The 17,887-nt window shown below is 39.5% G+C and carries 12 protein-coding genes; 7 read left to right on the top strand and 5 right to left on the bottom strand.

Annotated elements, in window-relative coordinates:
- Position 1: 1 nt before the first annotated feature.
- From ACOKFD_RS02255 to fumC, 4 genes are all read left to right on the top strand, one after another.
- Positions 2-2,434: a TonB-dependent receptor domain-containing protein gene (locus ACOKFD_RS02255; RefSeq protein WP_422859762.1), complete on the top strand. Its 2,433-nt coding sequence runs from the start codon at positions 2-4 to the stop codon at positions 2,432-2,434.
- Positions 2,435-2,647: 213 nt separating this feature from the next.
- Complete coding sequence (locus ACOKFD_RS02250; RefSeq protein WP_422859761.1) at positions 2,648-4,330, top strand: hypothetical protein; 1,683 nt, start codon at positions 2,648-2,650, stop codon at positions 4,328-4,330.
- A gap of 337 nt (positions 4,331-4,667) precedes the next feature.
- Positions 4,668-6,692, top strand: a complete 2,025-nt coding sequence (locus ACOKFD_RS02245) for a prolyl oligopeptidase family serine peptidase (protein ID WP_422859760.1) — start codon at positions 4,668-4,670, stop codon at positions 6,690-6,692.
- 407 nt (positions 6,693-7,099) lie between these two features.
- Positions 7,100-8,497, top strand: a complete 1,398-nt coding sequence (gene fumC, locus ACOKFD_RS02240) for a class II fumarate hydratase (protein ID WP_422859759.1) — start codon at positions 7,100-7,102, stop codon at positions 8,495-8,497.
- A gap of 78 nt (positions 8,498-8,575) precedes the next feature.
- Here the strand turns inward: fumC and ACOKFD_RS02235 are convergent, their stop codons facing one another.
- Positions 8,576-9,463 carry a hypothetical protein gene (locus ACOKFD_RS02235; protein WP_422859758.1) on the bottom strand — a complete coding sequence of 296 codons (888 nt, stop codon included), beginning with the start codon at positions 9,461-9,463 and terminating at the stop codon, positions 8,576-8,578.
- 165 nt (positions 9,464-9,628) lie between these two features.
- On the opposite strand from ACOKFD_RS02235, the gene ACOKFD_RS02230 reads away from it, so the two are divergent.
- Together ACOKFD_RS02230 and ACOKFD_RS02225 are read left to right on the top strand one after the other, a co-directional pair.
- Entirely contained in the window at positions 9,629-10,399 is a 771-nt protein-coding gene (locus tag ACOKFD_RS02230) for an MBL fold metallo-hydrolase (protein WP_422859757.1), read from the top strand.
- Positions 10,400-10,462: 63 nt separating this feature from the next.
- Entirely contained in the window at positions 10,463-11,152 is a 690-nt protein-coding gene (locus tag ACOKFD_RS02225) for a hypothetical protein (RefSeq protein ID WP_422859756.1), read from the top strand.
- 19 nt (positions 11,153-11,171) lie between these two features.
- Here ACOKFD_RS02225 and ettA read toward each other — a convergent pair whose 3' ends face one another.
- The 3 genes from ettA to ACOKFD_RS02210 form a co-directional block, all read right to left on the bottom strand.
- Positions 11,172-12,863, bottom strand: a complete 1,692-nt coding sequence (gene ettA, locus ACOKFD_RS02220; RefSeq protein ID WP_422859755.1) for an energy-dependent translational throttle protein EttA — start codon at positions 12,861-12,863, stop codon at positions 11,172-11,174.
- Between the two features lie 38 nt (positions 12,864-12,901).
- Positions 12,902-13,078 (bottom strand): CAL67264 family membrane protein, encoded by a 177-nt coding sequence (locus tag ACOKFD_RS02215; protein WP_298998514.1) that lies wholly within the window; start codon positions 13,076-13,078, stop codon positions 12,902-12,904.
- 70 nt (positions 13,079-13,148) lie between these two features.
- On the bottom strand, positions 13,149-14,132 hold the full coding sequence (locus ACOKFD_RS02210) for a Gfo/Idh/MocA family protein (RefSeq protein WP_422859754.1): 984 nt from the start codon (positions 14,130-14,132) through the stop codon (positions 13,149-13,151).
- A 66-nt stretch (positions 14,133-14,198) separates the two neighbouring features.
- On the opposite strand from ACOKFD_RS02210, the gene ACOKFD_RS02205 reads away from it, so the two are divergent.
- Complete coding sequence (locus tag ACOKFD_RS02205; protein ID WP_422859753.1) at positions 14,199-15,827, top strand: acyl-CoA carboxylase subunit beta; 1,629 nt, start codon at positions 14,199-14,201, stop codon at positions 15,825-15,827.
- Here ACOKFD_RS02205 and ACOKFD_RS02200 read toward each other — a convergent pair whose 3' ends face one another.
- Entirely contained in the window at positions 15,828-17,849 is a 2,022-nt protein-coding gene (locus tag ACOKFD_RS02200) for a TonB-dependent receptor plug domain-containing protein (protein ID WP_422859752.1), read from the bottom strand. It lies immediately after the preceding gene.
- Positions 17,850-17,887 lie beyond the last annotated feature (38 nt).

The following is a 17,887-nucleotide window of genomic DNA, read 5'->3' as shown; positions in this document are numbered from 1 at the left end:
TATGCGAAAACTGTTCTTGGGGCTTAGCATCCTGTTTGCAGCTTCTTTACAAGCACAAAGATCCCAAAACCTTCCCCAGATAAAACTTTCTGGAACTGTAATAGATAAAGATACTGGCCAACCTTTGGAATATGCTACTTTGGTTTTACAAAGTGTACGGAATCCAGAAGTGATTACAGGCGGCATAACCGATGTTTCAGGAAAATTTGAAGTTGAAACTCCTGCCGGTAGATATAATATCTCTGTTGAATACATATCCTACACAACCTATAAATTAGAAAATCAATTACTGCGTTCAGACACGGATTTAGGTGTAGTCAACTTAAGTTTGGACGTTTCCCAATTGGACGAAGTTGAAGTAGTTGCAGAACGCACCACAGTAGAACTGCGTTTGGACAAAAAAATCTATAACGTTGGAAAAGACCTTACTGTGCGGGGCGGCACCGTAAGTGATGTTTTGGATAATGTGCCATCCGTTTCGGTAGACGTGGAGGGGAACGTACAACTTAGAGGAAATGATGATGTACGAATCCTCATTAACGGAAAACCTTCTGCCATAACTGGATTAAATAGTACCGATGCGCTACGTCAATTACCTGCTGAATCCATTGAAAAAGTAGAAGTCATAACCTCTCCCTCTGCCAGATATGATGCCGAAGGCTCGGGAGGCATCATCAATATTATATTGAGAAGAAGCAAACTTCAAGGACTAAATGGTGCGCTTACCGGAAATTTGGGTTACCCCAATTCAGCTGGAATTAATGGAAATCTTAATTTTAGAACAGGTGATTTCAACATTTTTACAAACACAGGTTATAACTATAGGGAAAGTCCAGGGAATTCATTGAACGATACGGACTTTTTAGACCAGGATGGTGTTTTTACCAACTCTATTCGTGAGGAACGGGATTTTGAAAGAATCCGTAAAGGTTTGAATGCAAATTTTGGTGTGGAATGGTACCTTGGAGAGAATACATCAATAACCAACTCTATTTTTATTAGGGATAGAAATAATTCCAGTGAAACCACAAATAACTTTAGTCAAACCAATTCCAGTGGGGTTACTACAAGTGGATTCCGTTTTGATCCTGAAACAGAGGATGATGATACTTTTCAATATGCATTCAATTTTGATACTCAGTTCAATGGTGATTCACAACATAAGTTGACCTTTGCGTTTCAATACGAGACCAGTGATGAAGTTGAGGAATCCCTGATTGTCCAAAATGACTTTGATAGTGAAAGTGTTCGTACGGCCGAAGATCAGCAGCGATTGTTCTTCCAGATGGACTATGTGGTACCCCTAGGGAAAAATGCTCAATTTGAACTAGGGTACCGTGGCGATTTCAACCAATTGGATACAGATTATGATGTAGTTTTTATCAGTCCTACACTGGACGAACTGGGTATTACGGACCCCAGTAATTCACTGGATTTTGAACAACAAATCAATGCATTTTACTCACAATATGGCAACAAGTTTGGTAAGTTTTCCTTCCTTGGAGGACTTCGATATGAAGCCACCAAGCAGATTGTAAATCAGCTCGAGACCAACGATTTTAATGAAAATGATTTCAATGGACTATTCCCTACTCTTAATTTGAACTATGAGCTCAATGAAGAAGAGAGTTTTCAATTCGGGTATAATCGAAGAATTCGAAGGCCGCGTTCTTTCTTCTTGAATCCATTTCCCTCCAGGTCCAGTCCAACTAATCTATTCCAAGGGAATCCCAACTTGGCACCTTCGTTTTCCAATCAAGTAGACTTGGGTTACTTAAAACGATTCAAGAAGTTGACCTTAAATGGCTCAATTTACTACCAAAGAGCCACAGATGTTATCACATTTATTACTGAAGAGACAGGAGAAACTACACTTTTTGATGGCGAGATAGTTAATATTCTCCGGCGTACCCCGGTGAATTTAGCGGAAAATGAACGGTACGGTTTTGAAATTACAACCAACTACAGACCTACTCGGAAATGGAATCTTAATGGAAATGTGAACATTTTCAATTTAATTACTCGGGGTGATTTCAACAATCAAAACTTCGATGCTGAAAACCTGAGTTGGTTTATTCGCTTGAACAACAAAATCACCTTGCCCAAAGGTATTGATTGGCAAACCCGTGTCTTTTACAGAGGACCCACAGAAAATGCACAGACCAGAAATCAAGGTATATTTTCATTGGACCTGGCTTTTAGCAAGGACTTTTTTCAAGAGAAGGCTTCCTTGGCTTTCAATATAAGTGATGTGTTCAATAGCCGAAGGAGGGTGAGCGAAACTACTACTCCCTTTTTCAATACAGACAGTGAATTCCAATTCAGGGTTAGAAGCTTTAACCTTTCGTTTACCTATAGGTTCAATCAAAAGAAAAAACGAGGTGGGGAACGGAACCGTGATTTTGATGGAGGTGGGGAAGAATTTGGCACTTAAGATGCCTAATTTCCTATTCCTAAAAAGAACTTTGCTTAATAAAGGCCGTAAGTCTTAGCTAACCATAATTATACATTGTACTGGCAATTTGTTAACTTCCAACTGAGAAAGAAGCAACAATTAATTAGGAACAAGGTATAAATGTCTGCATGTTTATCCTATAATGTATAATAGTGTTATTGGCTTCGAAATCATAAGTTTATTCAAAAGAATATGAGAACAAATACCTTTATTCTTTTCCTTTTACTGGCACTGTTCATTGGCTGCAAAACCAAAAAGAAGGAAAGAAGCGATGAAAAACAAACCCAAACACTAAACTTCACTTCTAATGATTATAAAGATTTGGTTTCCTTATTCAAAGAATGGAGGTCCTTTGAAAAACCTCCGCTCCTAGATGGAGCTCCGGACTACACAAAAGAAACCTTTGAAAAACGTTGGCCACGGTTTATCGAATTACAGACAAGCTTGAAAGAAATAGACACCACAAATTGGCCGGTAAAAAACAGGGTGGACTGGATGATTGTTTGGGCAGAGATGAACGGTTATCATTTTAATCACCACATCCTAAAGCCTTGGGTACGTGATCCGGCCTTCTACAAATCCGTTTGGACCTATAGAAGCGACGTACCGGCCCATGAAGGTCCAACCCATCATAGCACAACCGAACTATGGACTTATACCTTTCCCCTGTCAATGGAAGAAAGGCAGAGGCTCATGACAAACCTGAAAGTTATAGCCCCCCTCAATGCCCAGGCAAAGAAAAATCTAACCGGAAATGCCAGAGATTTATGGGTGGCCGGAATCAGGGACATTCAAACTCAGGTCGCAGATCTGTCAGCACTGAAAAAGGAAGGGTCTTTTCAGGATGATATGGAATTGTTAAAGCTTATTGATGAAGCCATTATATCGACTAACAATCTCGCTTCCTGGTTGGATACGGAATCCAAATCAAAAACGGGTCCTTCAGGAATTGGCAAAGAAAATTATACCTGGTACATGCAAAATGTACATCTGGTGCCTTTGACCTGGGAGGACGAAGTGATGATCCTGAAGCGGGAACTCGCCCGTGCCTGGTCTTCCTTAAAATTGGAAGAGCACAGAAATAGAAATCTACCGGAGTTGGTTGATGCAAGCTCCCCCGAAGCCTATGATAGAATGGCCGATACTGCTGCCAGGAGCCTGATGAACTTTTTAGACCAGCAAGATATCCTTACCGTGAAACCCTATTTTGACCCTGCCTTGCGTAAGCATTTGGGAGAATATATACCTAGGGAGAAGCGAAACTTTTTCAGGATTGGCCAACATTATGACCCCAGACCTTTGTTCTCACATTTTTACCATTGGTTTGAATTGGCCCGAATGGACAATGAACCTCATAAGAGTGAAATCAGAAGAGGGCCTTTATTGTACAACATTTTCGATTCAAGAAATGAAGGCGTAGCTACAGCGGTTGAAGAAATGTTTATGCAAGCTGGTTTGTATGATGATAGCCCAAGAACCAAAGAGATTGTATACATCATGATTGCACAGCGTGCTGCCAGAGGTTTAGGTTCATTATATGCCCATGCCAATGAAATGACCATGGAAGAAGCTGGAGGTATTCATAGTGAATACACTCCTCGAGGTTGGATGAAAACGGAAAAAGAGCTACTCATTTTTGAGCAACATTTATATTTACGCCAACCCGGATATGGAACAAGTTATATTACCGGTAAATGTTTAATGGAAAATGCACTGGCTGAATATGCTAGAATACAAGAGTCTCAAAACAGTCCATTTGTTTTGAAAACCTTTTTTGATTCCCTTAATCAATTTGGAAATATTCCCATGTCATTGAGTCATTGGCAAATAACCGGCTTAAATAAGCATTTAAACATTATAAAAACTGAAGAATAACGAAGCTTAGAGATTCCATACTTTTCATAAAAACAACAAACCCCCTACAGAAAAAGCATTCTTGGAATTTTTAATTCTTAATCAATACTACCACTATTGCCAACTTAGTCATGAGGTATTGAATTCAATGACCCTTCTTGTTTAAAAGTCATGGTACAGCAGAACTTATAGTAGTTCCAAAGGGGATTAAATCTCATGTATCTACACCGTTCAAAGCAAGTTGACACAAAAGATAATTATTGGGCATTAAAGTCAACCCCAAGATTTAATCGGCTTATATTCATGCCATTAAAATTTCTTAACTTTAGAAGTGTTGGCAAACCAAAAAATCTAGCCTATGAAAAATGTATTCTTCCTTCTATTTGTATTGATTGCTATTCCTATCATTGGACAAGAAAAAACGAAACTGTCATTAGATCACTACGAGAATTATGAGTGGACCTACAATCCTACTTTATCTCCAGACGGAAAACAGATTCTTTACTCAAGAACCTGGATTAACCTCGTAGATGACAAACGGGAGACAGACCTCTGGATTATGAACAGTGATGGATCAACCAATCGATTTTTCTTGAATGGCTCCAATGGCAAATGGTCTCCGGACGGGACTAAGATTGCCTTTACCAAGAAAGGTGAACCGGATGGGACGCAAATCTTTGTAAAGTACCTAGGAGTTGAAGGCGAACCCACTCAAATCACAAAATTGGAGAAATCTCCATCGAGTATGGAGTGGTCTCCCGATAGCAAGCACATTGCTTTCATCATGCACGTAGATTCAGAGCCTGCCTTGAAACCCAAAGGAGTTCCTTCACCACCAAAAGGTGCATCCTGGACCAAATCGCCTCAAGTAATCGATCAAGTGGATTATACTCAAGATCGCGTCGGTTTTCTTGAACGCGGTTTTCGTCAACTCTTTATCGTGCCTGCCGATGGCGGTACTGCAAGACAAATCACATTTGGTGAATATGACGATATATCTGGAGGAATTGCGTGGTCCAAGAATAACAAATCCATAATATTCAGTAGCTATCAGAAACCAGAGGCCGAATATGCAAGAGGACACTCTAACCTTTACTCGGTTAATATCAATACTTCAGAAATTCAAGAACTAACCTCACGTGATGGTACAGAATCTGCTCCTAGGGTCTCACCTGATGGGTCTAAAATAGCTTTTATTGGGTCTACTTGGTCAAAGAACTTTTATCATGATCGTAAAATGTACGTTATGAATTCTGATGGCTCAAACATGAAATGCATCACAAACAGTCTTGACCAAACCCCAAGTGCCGCCATTTGGAGTGCCAACGGCTCTGGAGTATACTTTAATGTAAGGGAGTATGGCCAAAGCAATGTGTACTATGCCGATACCAAGGGAAAAGTAAAAAAGGTAACCACTGGCAACCATATGTTATCCATGAATGATTTGGCCGGTAGTAGAGCTGTAGCTACTTGGAGTGATCCCTCTAATCCAAGCGACATAGTTACTTTCTCTCTGGAGAAAGTGAGGGATATGAAACGCCTTACGGAGGTTAACAAGGATATTTTTTATAATGTTGATTTTGGGGAGGTAGAGGAAATCAAATATAAATCAGTAGACGGGAAAGAGGTACAAGGCTGGATTGTAAAACCTCCGCAATTTGACCCAAACAAGAAGTATCCCTTGGTACTACGCATTCATGGAGGTCCTCATGGCATGTATCATGTAGGATTCAACTATAATTTCCAGTTACATGCTGCACAGGACCAAGTTGTTCTATATACAAACCCTCGCGGTTCCACCGGGTACGGTTATGATTTTGCCAATGCCATTCAGAATGCCTATCCTGGTAATGACTATGATGATCTGATGGCTGGAGTGGATGAAATACTGGCCAAAGGGTATATTGACGAGAGCCGGATGTATGTGTATGGCGGAAGTGGAGGTGGAGTCTTGACAAGCTGGATTGTAGGACAAACGGATAGATTTGCAGCCGCATCTGTAAACTACCCGGTTACCAATTGGTTTTCCTTTGTAGGTACAACCGATGGTTCTGGATGGTATTACAACTTTGAAAAGTATCCTTGGGAAGACCCCAGTGAGCATATAAAAAGGTCGCCATTGATGTACGTAGGCAATGTAAAAACCCCTACCATGCTTATGTGTGGAGAAGAAGATTTACGAACTCCGATTTCTCAAACCGAGGAGTATTACCAAGCATTAAAAATGAACAAGGTGCCCACTGTAATGATTAGATTTAACAAAGAATATCATGGCACGGGAAGTAAACCTTCTAACTTTTTAAGAACACATGGCTATATTAATGCATGGTTTGATAAACATCCCGTTAAGAAAGATGCAACGGAACAAATAAAGACGAGGTAGTTCTGAAGTGCTTCAGCAATCAAGGGAGCATTTAAAGGCAAAAGCCGAAGAACGTAGGTGTAAACAAAAAAGGAGCTTAAAAGCTCCTTTTTTTATTCGTTTCGTGCAGCTCTTTTAGCCGCTCGTTTTTCTTTATACATTTCAATAAGATTACCAAACAACCAATAAGGGACAACAAAAGTTAATAAGAAAATCATTAGCCAAAAGCCAATTGTTAAAATGGTCAAGAACGCTAAAAATCCTAAATATTGGTCGAATTCGAACATAATCTTACTTTTTCCGATACAAAGATAATCCGAATTCGTGCAAAAAAGCAAATCTCCTTAAAAAAATACGGAATTGTTTTTCGAAGGATTTAGCATGATTGAAACGATCACTACCTTTGTATTACTTAAAATTTAGTAATTATGGGGTATCGCATTGAAAAAGATACGATGGGCGAAGTACAAGTTCCATCAGACAAATATTGGGGCGCCCAGACTGAGCGTTCCAGAAATAACTTTAAAATTGGTCCTGCAGCTTCCATGCCTTTAGATGTTGTATATGGTTTTGCCTACCTAAAAAAAGCAGCAGCGTACACCAATCACGAATTGGGTGTGCTTTCTATAGAAAAAAGAGACTTGATTGCCCAGGTATGTGATGAGATTTTGGCAGGAAAACATGATGATCAATTTCCTCTTGTAATCTGGCAGACCGGTTCTGGCACCCAGAGTAATATGAATGTCAATGAGGTTATTGCCAATCGTGCCCATGAGATTGCCGGAAAAACCATAGGCGAAGGGGAAAAGACCATACAGCCCAACGATGATGTCAATAAGAGCCAATCTTCAAACGACACTTTTCCTACGGGAATGCACATTGCAGCATACAAGAAGATTATTGAAGTGACCATTCCTGGAATTGAACAATTAAGAAATACACTGGAAACGAAATCCAAGGCTTTCAATGATGTTGTAAAAATTGGCCGTACCCATTTGATGGATGCCACTCCCCTAACCTTGGGCCAAGAGTTTTCAGGTTATGTTTCCCAACTTAATCATGGACTAAAAGCATTAAAAAACACTTTGAGCCATTTAAGTGAGTTGGCTTTGGGCGGTACTGCCGTTGGAACGGGCTTAAATACTCCTGAGGGATACGATGTATTGGTAGCCAAATATATCGCTGAATTCACAGGACTGCCTTTTAAAACTGCAGAAAACAAATTTGAGGCTTTGGCTTCCCATGATGGTATTGTGGAGAGTCATGGTGCATTAAAACAATTGGCCGTCTCGTTAAATAAAATTGCCAATGATATTCGAATGATGGCTTCTGGTCCACGTTCAGGAATAGGAGAGATAATCATTCCTGCCAATGAGCCTGGTAGTTCCATTATGCCTGGCAAAGTAAACCCAACACAATGTGAGGCCCTCACCATGGTCTGTGCTCAGGTTATAGGTAATGATGTAGCCGTAAGTGTTGGAGGAACACAGGGACACTACGAGCTGAATGTATTCAAACCCATGATGGCAGCCAATATTCTACAATCCGCCCAGCTCTTGGGAGATGCTTGTGTAAGCTTTGATGTGAATTGCGCTGTTGGAATAGAACCTAATCATGAGGTCATCAAAACCCTCTTAAACAATTCTTTAATGCTCGTCACTGCACTGAATACTAAAATTGGATATTACAAAGCTGCAGAGATTGCCAATACGGCACATAAAAACGGAACCACCCTAAGGGAAGAGGCCGTTAATTTAGGTTATGTCACACCAGAGGAGTATGATGAGTGGGTCAAACCCGAGGACATGGTAGGAAGTTTAAAATAAGTGACTTCCGTTAATTAATGAATACAAAAAAGCCCGTTCAACTAGGAACGGGCTTTTTAATATGATGGATAGTGTATATTATTTCAATGTGAACTTGGAAGTTCCCAATAATCTCAGACCGTTGTCATAAACATTAACCATGTAATTTCCTTTTTGAAAGTCACTAGCTGGTTTGTTGATATAATCACATACATCCAAAGAACTATTTTCATAGTAGAAGTTTGTTCCTTTACTATAGGTAATGGAAGCACCTTCTTCGCTAGACTTTGAATAGCTGTCACCCAAAACGTTACCTTGAGGGTCAAGAACTTCAATAAAGAATTCTCTATCACCGGCTTCAGCAATCACATTGTCAGCAATAGTAAAACATACTTTAAATTTATCAGTAGCCTTAGCTCTTGCAGTAGAAACCAACTTGCCATTGTTTCTTTCTCTAACTGCGTCTACACTAAAAGTAGATAGACTTAGAGCAGAACCTCTTTCAACAGCATCAGCCAATTGTGTGTTCTGTACAATCAATGAATCATTGAATACAGTTTGTTTTTCCAACTCTACAAAAGTGCTGTCACGCTCCATGGCCAACAACGTGTTGGATTGAGTCAAAGAGTCAACTTGCTTTAACAGTTCTTCTCTTTCCTTTTTCAAAACGCTAACTTGTCTTCTGTAACGAGAAAGTGAAGCAATGTCGGTTTTCATGGCTTGTACAGAATCGATATACTTAGCAATGTTATCTCTGGCGGCAACCAACTCTTCATTTGTAGCATTGCTTTCCAAGATAGCCTTATCATATTCAGATTTAAGGCTGTTCAAATCCTCAACCACTAAATCCTTCTCTTGTTGAAGCGCTGTGGTAGTTTTCTTTTTATCTTGGTAAAGACTTACAGTGTAGATGATGGTTCCTAAAAGTACTACTCCAAGTAGACCTGCTATTACCTTTAATCCGTTGTTACTTTTTGTTTCAGTCATAACTTAGTAATTAATTGACACTTAATTTGGTGTGTTTATCAAGCGTGTTCGGATTATATACGCTAGGGTTTTCATTTTGGATTTTATTTAGGAAATAAAAACTAAAAAAAAGATATGGCAATGTCCTGAATCCCTTAATTTTATGGGTGTCTGAAACATTGAATCATGGAGAAAAAAATTCACTCTGGCTGTACTCTTCTGCTTTTACTATTCGCCATATCGCCTATTCTTTCTCAAAAAACTATCTCAGACAATCAAAAAAACAATACTATTCAAATTATTCCCATTGAACATGCAACTGCCGTACTAACGTGGAATGGTATTACAATATATATAGACCCCGTAGGCGGCAAAGAAGCATTTAAGGGTATAGCAATGCCTGATTTAATATTGGTTACGGATGTTCATGGAGACCATTTTAGTCTAAAAACTCTTGAAGCGTTGGATACGCACAATGCAAAAGTTATAGTTCCCCAAGCTGTGGCTGATAAGATTCCGGATGTTTTCACTCCTCAAATTGATGTTTTGAACAATGGAGATAGCAAAGAGCGATATAGAATTCATATTGAGGCCATTCCCATGTACAACCTACGGGCAGAAGCATTAAAATTTCATCCCAAAGGACGTGGAAACGGTTATGTTTTGAATTTGGGAGGTCAACGTATTTATTTTTCAGGAGATACCGAGGATATCCCCGAAATGCGAAATCTAAAAAATATTGATAAGGCTTTTGTCTGCATGAATCTTCCCTACACAATGACCGTAGAAAGTGCGGCAGATGCTGTTCTAGAATTTTCTCCCAAGGAGGTTTATCCTTATCATTATCGGGGAAAGCCCAATGTGAGTGATGTGAACAAGTTTGAGTCCATCATAAAGAAAAAAAACCAAAACATTACCGTTGTTCGATTAGATTGGTATCCTAACGACGATTTTTAGGGCAATATAATATTATATCGTTCTCATCGTTCTTCCTTAAGATTAACCCAAATCAACTTAATCATGGCACAAAGAACGTATGTGGTCAGTGCTATTCTGCTTCTGTCCATTTTTGCATCCGCCCAAACCAATCGTTGTGACAATCTTTACGCGAAAGTTTCGTATAGCTTGAGCCATACCAAAAAGGCAATGACGGCAACAAACTTTGAGCACCAGATGTACTACGCCGAAAGGGCATATACTGCTTTGGAAAAGTCAAAACAATATCAAGCTGAATGTGACTGTGCCAAATTGGAAGACCAAACTTTGGATGCTATGGAGGTTTTGGAAAAGGCCATTGAACCTTTTGATTGGGAAGCCGGACGTTTTTATACTAAAAAGTCAATGGCTATGATAAACGAACTTATAACAAAGGTTGACGAGTGTACCCAAAATGACCCCGCTCCTATCGTTGCAGAAGATAGTGACAATGTCTCCTCGGAAAATGAGAACAATACTCAAGAATCAGAAAAGCAATCACCCACCGAGAGCTTGGAAAATGAGATGGCCAAAGTATTCCAAGCCCATGCCGAAGCAAGATTGGATTCTGCGAAAAAAGCCGTAGAAAAACTGGTGTTGCTTTCCAAAACGTACAATCCCAATTCCGTTACCCAAGAAAACGAAGGAAATAGCTTGGTCGCCCAACAACAGGCTTACCTAAAAGAAGCTAAAAGAATTCTTGAGGAAGGGATACAGGCCCTAGATAAAGAATAGTATTTACTTATCTGGCCCTCTACCTTATTAACTTTTTATATTTGATACGTTTAGGCATGATGTCAGAGCCTAGACGTTTCTTTTTGTTCTCTTCATAATCAGAGAAAGAACCTTCAAAGAAATAGACTTGGGAATCCCCTTCAAAGGCCAAGATATGTGTGCATATTCTATCCAAGAACCATCTATCGTGGGAAATGATTACCGCACATCCGGCAAAATTCTCAAGACCTTCTTCCAATGCTCGTAAGGTATTGACATCCAAATCATTGGTAGGCTCATCCAACAGTAGCACATTTCCTTCCTCTTTCAAGGTCATGGCCAAATGAAGCCTGTTTCGTTCTCCACCGGAAAGCATGTTAACCTTTTTGTTTTGTTCACTTCCTGAAAAGTTGAAACGACTCAAGTAGGCTCTTGAATTTACTTGCTTGCCTCCCATCATTACAAGTTCTTGTCCATCACTAAAGTTCTCCCAAATGGTTTTATTTGGATCTATATCTGAATGACTTTGGTCTACATAGGCCAGCTTAGCCGTGTCTCCTACCACAAATTCACCGTTGTCGGGAGTTTCTTCTCCCATAATCATTCTGAAAATGGTAGTTTTACCTGCACCATTGGGGCCTATTATTCCAACAATACCCGCTTGTGGCAAGTTGAAATTTAAATCTTCATATAAAAGTTTGTCTCCATAAGCTTTGCTTACCCCTTTGGCTTCAATGACATTGGTTCCCAAACGAGGTCCATTCGGAATATAGATTTCCAATTTCTCTTCCAATTGCTTTTGGTCCTGACTAAGCAACTTATCATAGTTCTTAAGACGCGCCTTCTGTTTGGTCTGCCTTCCTTTTGCCCCTTGGCGTACCCAATCCAGCTCTCGTTCAAGTGTTTTCTGGCGTTTTGAAGCTTGTTTACTTTCTTGGGCAAGTCGTTTTGCTTTTTGGTCCAACCATCCAGAATAGTTTCCTTTCCATGGAATACCTTCCCCACGGTCCAATTCCAAAATCCATCCAGCAACATTGTCCAGAAAATAACGGTCGTGCGTTACTGCAATTACAGTTCCTTTATATTGCGCCAAATGATGCTCCAACCAATGTACAGATTCCGCGTCCAAATGGTTGGTAGGCTCATCCAATAGCAAAACATCTGGTTCCTTGAGCAGTAAACGACAAAGTGCTACTCGCCTTCTTTCACCACCAGAAAGTAAACCTATCTTTTTGTCTGAATCTGGTGTGCGAAGTGCATCCATAGCAATTTCTAACTTGGTATCCAGTTCCCAAGCATTTGATGCATCAATTTGGTCCTGAAGCGCGGCCTGCTTATCCATTAACTTCTGCATTTTGTCTGCATCCTCATATACCTCAGGGAGTCCGAACATATCATTTATTTTGTTGTACTCATCCAGAATGGCAACTGTTTCTGCCACACCTTCCTTTACCACTTCCAAAACCGTTTTTTCTTCATCCAATTGAGGCTCCTGTTCCAAATATCCTACAGTATACCCAGGGGAAAAAACAACATCACCCTGATAATTTTTATCCACACCCGCAATGATTTTCAAAAGGGTGGATTTACCAGAACCATTGAGTCCTAAAATTCCAATCTTGGCACCATAGAAAAAACTGAGGTAAATATTTTTGAGGACAGGTGTGTTGGCCGTTTTGAATGTCTTGGTTACTCCAGACATTGAAAATATGACCTTTTTATCGTCAGACATTTTTGGTTGTTTTTAAGTAAAAAGTGAAAATTAAGAAATTAAACTCTTCCCTTTAGTGCGTTGAACACCCATGCATTGGCAAAAAAACCGATACCTACGGCTGCAAATCCATATCCTGCAACTTCATCATATTTAAAGGCTCCCAATGCGATCATACCCAAGCCCACAAATATCATAATCCATGTGGCCCAAGCCAAAACAGTATTCTTGTTCATTCCCATAATTTAGGTTTCGTTAGTCAATCAAATATCGTAAAAAAAGAGAAACAAGTTCCTTTTGAAACGTTTAAGATTCAAATGGAAACGTAGCTCCTATCTGCGACCGTATTTTGTTCAATAATTGAGCTAATTCCAGACTGTTTTGATGGGACCAGAGTTTACTTTCCAAAAGATTGTTTTTCAAACACTTATGTACTTCTTGAATTTCATAGACGAAACCATTTCCCTTAGTTGGCATTTTATACTCTTTTGCTTCTTCCCCCTTTTTTAAAGTAAGACCATTTGCTTCGTGCCATCTGGGGTGGATAAATATTTCACCTAGGTTTCCTGAAACTTCGGCCTCCATTTTGGATTCTCCCTTAAGACCTGAATAAAGTACTGAAAGTGCATTCTGATATTTGAATAATATTGAAGTTTGTGCCTCAGTACCATTTTCAAGAAAATTTGCTTGTGCAGAAATGCTTTCAGGCATTCCCAAAAGAAGATAGGATAGAAATACTGGGTAAATACCAATGTCCAAAAGAGAACCGGAAGCCAGTTCAGGATTCAACAATCTTGAATCCTCACCTCTATCCAAGGCATAAAAAGAAAAGTCGGCATGTAGATAAGAAATTGAACCTATTTCGCCACTGTCCGTAAGCTCCTTTGCTTTTTGTATCGAAGGATTAAATCTAGACCAAAGTCCTTCCATAAGAAACACTTTTTCAGCTCTAGCCACTTCAACAATTTCCTGAACTTCATTTAGATTTACTCCAAGAGGTTTCTCACACAACACGTGTTTTCCATTTTGCATGGCCATAATGGTCAATTCTTTATGAAATCTGTGAGGTGTGGCAATGTAAACTATATCAACCTTGTCTGATTTAAAAAGTTCTTCGTAGTTATCGAAGGTGTATGGTATCTTGAATTCAGCAGCGAAGTCTTTCGCTCTTTTAAGATTTCTAGAAGCCACGGCTGCAACCTCAGCATCCTCGAACAGCAATAAATCAGAAGTAAACTTTTTAGCTATTTTGCCTGGACCAATTATGCCCCATTTAATTTTCGGTTCCATACAAATCAAAAGTAATGATTAATACTCCGTATCTTTAGCAGGCCGTTAGAAAACGCTTTATTCACTATGGATTTAAACTTCAATAAGAACGAAGACCACAACAAACTACAACTTTCAGAATTAAGAAAAAGACTAGCCCAAGTTAAGTTGGGTGGTGGGCAAAAACGTATAGAAAAGCACCATGCCAAAGGTAAAATGACTGCCCGTGAGCGTATCGCCTATTTGTTGGATGATGGTGTGGATTCTATCGAGATAGGTGCGTTTGCAGGGGATGGTATGTACGAAGAACATGGAGGCTGCCCTTCTGCCGGAGTGGTTGTAAAGGTAGGGTACGTTCAAGGGAAACAATGTGTTGTGGTAGCCAACGATGCAACGGTAAAAGCTGGGGCCTGGTTTCCGATTACGGGAAAGAAAAATCTAAGAGCCCAGGAAATCTCAATAGAAAACAGACTTCCCATTATTTACTTGGTGGATAGTGCGGGTGTCTACTTGCCCATGCAGGATGAAATCTTTCCAGATAAAGAGCATTTTGGACGTATTTTTAGAAATAATGCAGTGATGAGCAGTATGGGGATAACCCAAATTTCTGCCGTTATGGGCAGTTGTGTTGCAGGTGGTGCCTATTTACCCATTATGAGTGATGAAGCCCTTATCGTGGATAAAACGGGAAGTATTTTTTTGGCAGGAAGTTACTTGGTAAAAGCTGCCATAGGTGAAAGCATTGATAATGAAACTTTAGGGGGCGCTACTACCCATTCTGAAATAAGCGGTGTTACTGATTACAAAGCAAAGGATGATAAGGATGCTTTGGACACTATAAAGAATATCGTAGGCAAAATTGGTGATTTTGATAAGGCTGGGTTCAATCGCGTAGCGTCAAAAAACCCAAAAGAGAACCAAGAAGACATTTATGGGATACTGCCCAAACTAAGAAGCGACCAATATGATATGCTGGAAATCATAAAACGTTTGGTAGATGATTCTGAGTTTAAACAATACAAAGAAGGTTATGGTCAAAGTATACTAACCGGCTATGCCCGTATAGATGGCTGGGCAGTAGGTATAGTGGCCAACCAACGCAAAGTGGTAAAAACAAAAAAGGGAGAAATGCAGTTTGGAGGGGTCATTTATTCTGATTCTGCGGATAAGGCCACACGTTTTATTGCCAACTGTAATCAAAAGAAAATTCCGTTAGTATTTTTACAAGATGTAACTGGATTCATGGTGGGCAGTAAAAGTGAGCATGGAGGAATAATTAAAGACGGGGCCAAAATGGTAAATGCAGTTAGCAACTCGGTGGTTCCTAAATTCACTATTGTTATTGGTAATAGTTATGGTGCTGGCAATTATGCGATGTGCGGAAAAGCCTATGACCCAAGGTTCATGGTAGCTTGGCCCAGTGCAGAACTTGCAGTAATGAGTGGAAACTCAGCAGCCAAGGTACTTTTACAAATTGAAAAAGCAGCTTTGGAGAAAAAAGGAGAAGCATTTGACTCAGAAAAAGAGAAAGCGCTTTTTGATACTATTAAACAACGATACGATAATCAAATCTCCCCGTATTATGCTGCAGCTAGACTATGGACCGATGCCATTATTGACCCATTGGACACTAGAACCTGGATTTCCATGGGAATAGAGGCAGCTAACCATGCGCCGATTGAAAAACCATTTAATATGGGGGTTTTACAGGTATAACTAGTCTACGGTAAACTTTGCCAATTGCTGTTTTTCATTTGGTTCTTGAAGCCGAACCATATATGAGATTGTTTCCTGATTGCTCTTTCCAAAGTTTTTGAAAACCGTACACTTAATAAATGTGGGAGTTTTATCATCAATGGTTATGTTTCCGTGCGAGGTAATATTCAATATCCAATCCCCTACTGTTTCTGCGCCTACAATTTCGAATTGTTCCGTAAAACTTCCTTGTTTGATTTCTTCTTGTAATCTCCGGCCATCTGATTGCATAGTATGTTCCCAATCAAAAAACCGCTTCTGCGGATTTACAAATTGAACCACAAATTCAGCTTCTGGATTGCTCCACTCCAAAACCAGTCTGGCATTGTACGTTATGTTATTATGATATTTGATATCCACCTTAGTGATATCCAACTCTTTTCTATGCTGATTAATTAGGTTTCTGATTTCTGCACCTACGGACTTTTCAAATCCCTTAAGTTCGGGAACCGAATTAATCTTATCCTTAAGCAATACATTAAGTGTATTTAGAGCAGTTTGGTAATTTCCAAGACTTCTATTGGACGCAGCATAGTCAAAATTGTTTTGTAATGTATTTGGATACTCTTCCATCAATCTGTTTACAATGGCCAGAGCCAATTCATAATTCCTGGCTTGGCTACTTTTTAAATACGCGGCCCTAAGCATCTTATAACTAGGAGATTCTACTTCAAGAACATTGGACAAGATTCGAAATGCGACAGCTGGAGAAGAAGCATAAAAAAAGTCAAATACATCAATAAAGTAGCTTGGGGAACCTTTGTATTCATTTCTCTGCTTTAAATAAATATCATAGGCACTTTGGACATCTTTTCCCTTTTTCAATTCTTTCAGATAGGGTGTGACCACGGTTTTGTTATCTATCTTAATTTTGGAATCGTAGTAATTGTTCTTTAACTGCATGGCATCCGAAGTATCATCCCCTACTTTACCATAACTACCCGTTTTTGTAGTAACCAATAGCACACCATTAACTCCTAGCGTGCCATATATGTTCGTTGCAGCCAAGCCTTTTAACACAGTTATATCTTCCACGTTTTTAGGATCTAGAAAACTAGTTGGATAAAAAAGTCCATCCGCGCTGGATTGGGATTGAGGTAAAGGAATTCCATCCACTACAATCAATCCATAATTATTTCCCAATAATGAATTACTTGGTCTCATAACAACTCTACTCAAATCGTCATTTTGTCCAATGGATACTCCTGAAAACTTTCCTGATACCCCAGCACTCAACGCGGTAGCGGCATCCAATATCTTATCGGAGCTTATACTTTGCACCGCATAGCCCAAAGCATCTTTGTCTTTTAATCCTAATGCTGTATTCTCCAATTGCACTGGGTTTTCCCGTTCTTCAGTTACCACTACTTCTTCCAATTGAACTCCTTCTTTCATATCAGAAGCAGTTGAATCCGAAGATTGTCCTTTCGGTGCTGCTGGCGCAGTGGCATTCTTAGAATCATCTTCCTTTTGCTTTACAAGATTTAGAAAATCCGCTTTACCAATTATGGAAAACAAATTGATGGTTCTTTTATCATAACTCTTTGAGCTATTTATGACCACTGCTTTTCCTTGAAGCTTTGGAATAGCTTTTCCAGCATTCTGATAACCATCAGTGAAAATGAGATTGTATCCTTCCGAAGCATAAGTTTCGAATCCATAGAAAGAAGTGGCGCCGTCATATTCCAGAGACTCAATTTTTTTCTGCAACACTTCCCAATCTCCATTTCTAATAGTATAATCTTCCCTAAAGTGAACCGCGTTACCGAAGCACACAAGAGAAACATCAGCATTTTCAAATCGTTGGAAATAGGCATTTAAATATTCTATTTCCAATGCTGCATTTCTGTCTTCTCTTGAACTGGAAGTGTCCCAAAAAATAGTTGTCTTCTGTACTTCTTGACCGTACGTAGTTGCAAGCACCAAGAAAACAAAACTAAATCCAAATAGTTTGTTTTTAAAGAGGGTAAGGTAATTGTCCATTGCACTGAAAATGAATTATAAAACTACACTAAGTTAAT

The organism is Flagellimonas ulvae (assembly GCF_049333175.1).
Taxonomy (GTDB): domain Bacteria; phylum Bacteroidota; class Bacteroidia; order Flavobacteriales; family Flavobacteriaceae; genus Flagellimonas.
The sequence above is the reverse complement of the archived record's forward strand: the minus strand, read 5'-3'. Positions and strand labels throughout refer to the sequence as shown.

What these genes read in the sequence shown, in the direction of transcription:
- ACOKFD_RS02200 (WP_422859752.1), bottom strand. Translation starts at nt 17,849, where the DNA reads ATGGACAATTACCTTACCCTCTTTAAAAACAAACTATTTGGATTTAGT.
- ettA (WP_422859755.1), bottom strand. Translation starts at nt 12,863, where the DNA reads ATGTCTGACGATAAAAAGGTCATATTTTCAATGTCTGGAGTAACCAAG.
- ACOKFD_RS02205 (WP_422859753.1), top strand. Translation starts at nt 14,199, where the DNA reads ATGGATTTAAACTTCAATAAGAACGAAGACCACAACAAACTACAACTT.
- ACOKFD_RS02215 (WP_298998514.1), bottom strand. Translation starts at nt 13,078, where the DNA reads ATGAACAAGAATACTGTTTTGGCTTGGGCCACATGGATTATGATATTT.
- ACOKFD_RS02230 (WP_422859757.1), top strand. Translation starts at nt 9,629, where the DNA reads ATGGAGAAAAAAATTCACTCTGGCTGTACTCTTCTGCTTTTACTATTC.
- ACOKFD_RS02210 (WP_422859754.1), bottom strand. Translation starts at nt 14,132, where the DNA reads ATGGAACCGAAAATTAAATGGGGCATAATTGGTCCAGGCAAAATAGCT.
- ACOKFD_RS02245 (WP_422859760.1), top strand. Translation starts at nt 4,668, where the DNA reads ATGAAAAATGTATTCTTCCTTCTATTTGTATTGATTGCTATTCCTATC.
- ACOKFD_RS02255 (WP_422859762.1), top strand. Translation starts at nt 2, where the DNA reads ATGCGAAAACTGTTCTTGGGGCTTAGCATCCTGTTTGCAGCTTCTTTA.
- ACOKFD_RS02250 (WP_422859761.1), top strand. Translation starts at nt 2,648, where the DNA reads ATGAGAACAAATACCTTTATTCTTTTCCTTTTACTGGCACTGTTCATT.
- ACOKFD_RS02235 (WP_422859758.1), bottom strand. Translation starts at nt 9,463, where the DNA reads ATGACTGAAACAAAAAGTAACAACGGATTAAAGGTAATAGCAGGTCTA.
- ACOKFD_RS02225 (WP_422859756.1), top strand. Translation starts at nt 10,463, where the DNA reads ATGGCACAAAGAACGTATGTGGTCAGTGCTATTCTGCTTCTGTCCATT.
- fumC (WP_422859759.1), top strand. Translation starts at nt 7,100, where the DNA reads ATGGGGTATCGCATTGAAAAAGATACGATGGGCGAAGTACAAGTTCCA.